The sequence below is a fragment of the Pseudopedobacter sp. genome (genome assembly GCF_040392825.1).
Classification (GTDB): domain Bacteria; phylum Bacteroidota; class Bacteroidia; order Sphingobacteriales; family Sphingobacteriaceae; genus Pseudopedobacter.
This window is the reverse complement of sequence record NZ_JBEBVH010000227.1, coordinates 1-6689: the sequence shown is the minus strand read 5'-3', so window position 1 is coordinate 6689 and position 6689 is coordinate 1. Positions and strand designations below refer to the sequence as shown.

The window sequence follows — 6689 nt, the reverse complement described above, 5'->3', positions numbered from 1 at the left end:
GACCTACTGATTACAAGTCAGTTGCTCTACCAGCTGAGCTAAGGAGGCTTTTATAAATATTTTAAAGAACCTTTTTTCTTTCCCTTACAGCCGTACGCCTTGGGGACTGCAAAAGTACAAAAATTAGTATTCGCTCCAAATTTTTTTCAAAAAAAAATCGATGTTTTTTAAAACACCGATTCAAGTAATATTAAATCTATCTGATTTCTAACAATATAAATTAATTTATATCTTCTTCTTTTTTTGAAGACATCAACCGGCTTCGCGCTTTCAAACGAATCTTATACTTCCTAATCTGTCTTCTTAAACTTTCAACAGCTAAATCGGTAGCCTCCTCAAACGTCTTGCATTGCTCCTTTGCAAACAGAACATTACCTGGAATCATCAATTTTATCTCCGCTATTTTATTAGCGTCTGTCTGAACCCGGTCTATCTTCAAATAGACATCTCCGCTAATAATCTGATCAAAGATTAAATCCAGTTTGCTGGTTTTTTTCTGAATAAAAGCCAATAAATTTTCATTGGCATTGAAACGGATTGATTGAACTCCGATTTTCATGGGACCTCCTTTTTTAGGCTTTTGGATGAGCCTGTTTATAAATTGATTTAATTCGCTCTATTGAATTATGTGTATAAACTTGTGTGGCCGCTAAACTTGCATGACCTAAAAGCTCTTTTATAGCATTGATATCAGCTCCCGCGTTTAACAAAGCTGTAGCAAACGTATGTCGCAATACGTGTGGACTTTTTTTGCTCTTGGTGGTTATAAAAGACAAATATTTTTTCACTATTCGGTAGATAAATTCAGGATATGCCTTTAATCCTTTGTTAGTAACGATAAAGTTACCTTCTTTATTGTCAGGGAATTCATTTTTCTTTTCTATCAGATATTCCTTAATTGTTAATACCAAAGAATCTGGTATAGGAACTATCCGCTCTTTGTTTCCTTTCCCCAGAACTTTAACTTTCTTCTCCTGCAAATCTAAATCGCTCTCCATAACTCCCAACAATTCACTTAGCCGGACTCCGGTACAAAAAAGAAAGTCTAAAATGAGTCTATCTCTTTTCCCACCGAAATTATTTTCAAAATCATAATAATCTAACAGTGCATTTATCTTATCCGTCTCCAAAAATACAGGCAATTCTTTAGCCATCTTTGGTGCTATTATTTTTTGAGTCGGATTTTCTAAAATTAATTCCTCTGAAGACAAAAAAGAATACAAAGTCTTTAAAGCAGATATTTTTCGATTGACAGTTCTAGGAGAAATCTCCTTATCTATCATCTCCATAATCCAGCTTCTTATTTGCTGATGGGTTGCCGACAAAATATCGACCTCAAATAAATGTAAAAAGGATTGGTATTGGGCAATATCAGTCCTGTAAGACTGAATAGTATGAGCGGAATACTTTTTTTCGTAAGTGATATAATTAAAAAAACGCTCTAAAAACATAAAAAACTACTTGAATACCCACGAATGAATATACAAATAGTTTTCTATTATAGAAAATCTAATAAAATTAAATTTCTTGATTTAAAGATTGTTTATAGATAGCATTTTTAACCTGTGTTCTACGAGTAACAGATTTCTTTTCGAATGCCTGACGGCTACGAAGCTCTCTTAAAACACCAGTTTTTTCAAATTTCTTTTTGAAACGTTTAAGTGCTCTATCAATAGATTCGCCATCCTTAATGTTGATAATAATCATATGTTAAATACCACCCTTCTTTTTAAAATTTTGAGGTACAAAAGTAGTAATTTTATTTTATAGAACAAGAATTTTAAAGATTATTTATTCATACTCAGCAAGAACTATACAATTGGGACTCCATCGCTTAAGAATGTCCTTCCCATTTAAGAAACTTAGACCTATTAGAAAAGAAAATCCACAAATTTCTCCACCTAATTTACCAACCAACTTAGCAGCAGCATTAATTGTTCCTCCTGTAGCTAATAAATCATCATGAATTAATACTTTACTACCTTTTGCAAAGGCATCTTCATGAATTTCCAGGATTGCGCTACCGTACTCTAAATCATATTGCTCACAAACCGCCTTATAAGGTAATTTTCCTTGTTTTCTGATGGGGATAAAGGGTTTCTTCATTTTATTGGCCAATAACATTCCAAAAAGAAAACCTCTACTCTCCACACCTATTATAGCATCGATTTCCAAATGTTTAAACCTGTCTAAAAATGTTTCTATGATTTCACTGCATAGTTCCTGATCCTTTAGGATCGGAGTAATATCTTTAAACACTATTCCTTCTTTAGGAAAGTCTATTATATCCCTGACTACTTTTTTTATTTTTTGTTCAATCATCTAAATTTAAAATACGGACTAATTTTCCTTAATATATTATCATCTAGTAATGCAGCTTTCTTTAGTCCTTCCAGATTTTGATAGGGTCCATGCTGCTTCCTATATGCTAACAGTGCTTTTTTCTGTCGATAATTTAAATATGGAAAACCATTAAATTCTTTAATATCTATTCTATTAATATCAACAAACTTTACATTTTGTGTATCAATATTGATTTGCTTGCTAATTTCATGAAATTTCAGTGAATCTATACCGTAAATTTCTTTTAATTGTTCTTTTTGTACAAAACCGCCCAATCTGTCTCTGTAACGGATTATTCTGGATGCAAAAACAGGCCCTATACCTTTTATTAATTGGACATTTATAGAATCTGCGCTATTAATATCAATCTGAATATCCTCCATTAGAACTTTCTTTGATTTAATCTCAGTAAAGTTTTTGGTAGACCTGGAAGGGATATCAATATAAGGTTCCAGAATAACATATTGTTTGGCAGATATTACAAACATTTTTTTCAAATCTTCATTTTTATAAAACTTGCCACCTTTAGCTTCATATTTTTTTATAGATGCTGCTTGTTTTGAGGTAAGTCCTAATTTTATCCAGTCATCTATAGAAAGTCCATTGGGATTGAAACGGAACAGCTTTATTTCTCGCAAATTTATGTCTTCATTATCATTAACTGGAGACTTAAAAGATATAATGCTATCCATATGAGGTTTAATTTCTGTTATCGAAAACTCTAATGGCGAATAAATAAAACGTTCATAAATATAGGGAAGAGAATAAATCAAAATAAATAATAAAAACACCACAACCATACCACGTAATTCCCTTCTGGAAACATTAAAATGAGCTTTTATTTTATTAATCATGAATCAATTTCATAAAAACAGTTCAATATTGGCTTATTAGTAAATATAATTATTTAAATTCATAATATACATTTTGCATCTTCGCATATCAGTAGCTACGTTTTGAATAGAAAGCATGAAGATTATTACTACGGAAGAATTTGCAGAAGCAACTAAACTGGATAAGTTGCGGATGCCCGGTTTAGCATCATTACTAATGGAAATAATGAAGATTAATGATGTGAATAGAACCTTTGAAAAAGCAATGTCTTATGAAGGCATTGATTTCGTTGATGAAATACTAAGATTACTAGGTGCCAAAATAGAGATCTCTGAAAGCGATCTAAAGAATATACCTGCTTCAGGCGCATTTATTGCTTTAGCTAACCACCCCTATGGAGGTATAGAAGGCCTAATGCTGATAAAAATTTTATGTTCTGTTAGGCCCGAAGCCAAAGTTATGGCAAATTTCCTCTTAAAAAAAATACCTAATCTGAGTGAGTTCTTTGTTGCTGTGAACCCGTTCGAAAATATAGAACATTCTTCAAGTATAAGCGGAATAAAAACTTCATTATCATTATTAAATAATGGCACTCCTCTGGGTATTTTTCCTGCAGGTGAAGTGTCTACTTTTAGAATAAGTCAACAGCAAGTTACAGACAAACAATGGCATCCTGTTGTTGGAAAGATTATAGCAAAATCAAAAAAACCAATTGTACCTATATATTTCCATGGGAATAACGGTTTACTATTTAATATACTTTCATTAATCCATCCTACATTAAGAACAGCCAAACTTCCTTCAGAACTTTTTAATAAAAATGGGCATACTATAAAAGTACGTATTGGAAAGCCTATTTATTTCGAAGACATTCCGAATTCCGGAAATCCTAATGACATATTAAATTATGTTAGAGCAAAGACCTATGCCTTGGGTGCTAGCTTGGAAAACGAACGAAGAATTTTCAATCCCGGTAATCTTTTCAAAGTGAGTAAAAAGCCTCAGGAAATAATCCCGGAAATCAAGAAAGAAATATTGAAACAGGAAGTTTCCAATTTGGAAAAGTACAGGGTATGGATAGAAAAGGATTACGAGGTATATATTACCCCAACCAATAATATTCCTAATATTATAAAAGAAATTGGCAGGCTCCGTGAAATTACTTTCCGGGAAGTTGGCGAAGGAACCAATAAAAGCATTGATTTAGATAAATATGACATCTATTACCATCATCTATTTATTTGGGATAAAGAAAGAGAAACAATAGTGGGTGCTTACAGGATTGGAAAAGGAGATGAAATATTTTACAGTTATGGAAAGAAAGGTTTCTATACAGCAGAACTATTTAAAATAAAGGCTCCTTTTCATAATATTTTAAAGAAAAGCCTGGAACTGGGTCGGTCATGGATAAGAAAAGAATACCAACAAAAGCCTTTACCTCTATTTTTATTATGGAAAGGGATATTGAAGTATGTTATAGACAATCCCCAGTATCGATATCTTATAGGTCCCGTATCTATCAGTAACTCTTTTAGCACATTTTCGAAATCTCTAATGGTTAATTTTATTTATCAGAATCATTTTGATAAAGAAATGGCAGAATGGGTTAAGCCTCGTAAACAATTTAAAATAGATTTCTCTAAGATAGATATCGAAACATTAACCGCTGGCCACAGTTCATTAAAAAACTTAGATAGTTTAATTGCAGAAATTGAAACCAATCATGTGAAAGTACCAGTATTACTTCGTCAATATATAGGACTAAACGCTAAAATAATCTGCTTTAATATCGATCCAAAATTTTCAGATAGTCTGGATGGCTTCTTAGTTTTAGATTTACATAATGTACCTCAGGATATGATTGGTAAACTTTCTAAAAACTTATAAATAGAAAAGGCTACTTAAGAAAGTAGCCTTTTCTATTTATAATAAAGTACATTTTATATTGTACCTAAGCATGTATCCAGCTAAATTTATATTCAAGATTAGGTATTTTAATTCTTTCTGCTACTCTTATAAGCCTATCGGGTAAAGCCATTAAATAATCCCTTGCCTTTTCTCCAGCTCCATTTAAACCTGTAATATTAGCTATATTCCAATCTCTATTAAGCTCCTCTAGAATTTCTACATAATCAACTGCTGTATAAACCCCTAATCTTTGAGCTGCATCAGTAAAATGTCCAAAAGTTTCACCCATTTTAAGCCCTATTTCTCTTAAAAAATGTGCAGGCATAACAATCTTTTTACGCATCATATCCTCAAAAGCCAACATTACTTCGCTCGGGTCAACCTCCATAGCTTTACTAATAAAAGACTTGTATGCTTTAGCATGTCTGGCCTCATCCGATGCAATAACACCGCACATTTTAGATAATAACTTATCTCCAGCTTGCTTAGCCAAACTGGCTACTCTTCTATGAGAAACATTTGTAGCTAATTCCTGAAAAGAAGTATATATAAAATTTCTATAAGGGTCAGAACCTGTTCCAATATCAAATCCATCCTGTATTAGATACTGTGTAGAGATTTCCATAGCTCTCATGTTAATTCTACCCGACAGATAAAGATATTTATTCAAAAGATCTCCATGTCGGTTCTCTTCGGCAGTCCATGCTCTTACCCATCTCATCCATCCTCCCTGCTCACTTTTGGACACATCATCTACCATAGTTAGCCAAGATTCATATGTAGGAAGAGCTTCTTCTGTGATAGTATCGCCTATCAAAACAGCTAATAAATCGTAAGAAAGCTCTCTTGTACTTCCTTGCAACTCCTTAACCTCATCAAAAAAAGTATCTTTGCTAGCATCAGGCAAAAAATCAGCAGGTTGCCACATCTCTTCAACGGGCTTAAGGTAATCTGCCATTTCACCTAACATAAAAGGCTCCAGATATGTCATTACCTCTTTTCTAGAACCTACAGATAAATCATGCATAAAAAATAAAATATATTAACAAATATAAAGATAAAACGGCACTTATTAGTTGCTTAGTACAAATAAATTATACTTTTGTCTTTATCAATTGAGTTTGACCTAAAATAAGTTTTTATCAATATCTGGTTCTCGTTTTAATATATAGCAAATCGCATTAATAACTCTATTCAAACACCAATAAGTAAAAGCGATTATAGCGGTACCAATAAAAACAATCAAGATTACGAATATATGTCATTTGACTTAGTTATTTAACAGCTTTCCATCAAGGTACCGGTAGACTCAAGTAAAGTTCACTGAATGATATCCCACTTAACCATCCAGGGCCTGGAATCCCAAAGATCCAGGGTTTGGTATTCACACAAGACCTGATAGGCATCCTGCTTTAGGTTAACCTCATGCTTGATGTGGTATGTATGGTTTAAGCCGTAAGGGCGAAGGGAAGGAAGGACCTGCGCGGTGCCTGTTGCTGTTATTGTTGTTGCTGTTGCTGTTGTGCTGTTGCTGTTGTGCTGTTGCTGTTTTAGCCGGGGGCCACAAATGCAAAAGGCCCTGAGCGTTCTGCCCAGGGCCCTGC

The 6689-nt window shown here is 33.2% G+C and carries 7 protein-coding genes; 1 reads left to right on the top strand and 6 read right to left on the bottom strand.

The window, feature by feature from the left end:
• Window positions 1-220: 220 nt before the first annotated feature.
• From hpf to ABWO41_RS14080, 5 genes are all read right to left on the bottom strand, one after another.
• The gene (hpf, locus tag ABWO41_RS14100) at window positions 221-559 is read right to left on the bottom strand and encodes a ribosome hibernation-promoting factor, HPF/YfiA family (RefSeq protein WP_353139293.1); all 339 of its coding nucleotides are present in this window, start codon (window positions 557-559) and stop codon (window positions 221-223) included.
• Window positions 560-572: 13 nt separating this feature from the next.
• Complete coding sequence (locus ABWO41_RS14095; protein ID WP_353139290.1) at window positions 573-1451, bottom strand: tyrosine-type recombinase/integrase; 879 nt, start codon at window positions 1449-1451, stop codon at window positions 573-575.
• Window positions 1452-1518: 67 nt separating this feature from the next.
• A complete protein-coding gene (gene rpsU, locus ABWO41_RS14090) occupies window positions 1519-1707 on the bottom strand; it encodes a 30S ribosomal protein S21 (protein ID WP_353139287.1) in 189 nt (62 codons plus the stop codon).
• Window positions 1708-1791: 84 nt separating this feature from the next.
• Window positions 1792-2322 (bottom strand): adenine phosphoribosyltransferase, encoded by a 531-nt coding sequence (locus ABWO41_RS14085; RefSeq protein ID WP_353139284.1) that lies wholly within the window; start codon window positions 2320-2322, stop codon window positions 1792-1794.
• The gene (locus tag ABWO41_RS14080; RefSeq protein WP_353139281.1) at window positions 2319-3197 is read right to left on the bottom strand and encodes a helix-hairpin-helix domain-containing protein; all 879 of its coding nucleotides are present in this window, start codon (window positions 3195-3197) and stop codon (window positions 2319-2321) included. Before ABWO41_RS14080 ends, ABWO41_RS14085 begins: the two co-directional genes overlap by 4 nt.
• Before the next feature lie 115 nt (window positions 3198-3312).
• Here ABWO41_RS14080 and ABWO41_RS14075 point away from each other — a divergent pair, with 115 nt between their 5' ends.
• The gene (locus ABWO41_RS14075) at window positions 3313-5064 is read left to right on the top strand and encodes a bifunctional lysophospholipid acyltransferase family protein/GNAT family N-acetyltransferase (protein WP_353139278.1); all 1752 of its coding nucleotides are present in this window, start codon (window positions 3313-3315) and stop codon (window positions 5062-5064) included.
• 64 nt (window positions 5065-5128) lie between these two features.
• Here the strand turns inward: ABWO41_RS14075 and ABWO41_RS14070 are convergent, their stop codons facing one another.
• Window positions 5129-6112 carry an acyl-ACP desaturase gene (locus tag ABWO41_RS14070; protein ID WP_353139275.1) on the bottom strand — a complete coding sequence of 328 codons (984 nt, stop codon included), beginning with the start codon at window positions 6110-6112 and terminating at the stop codon, window positions 5129-5131.
• Between the last annotated feature and the right edge of the window lie 577 nt (window positions 6113-6689).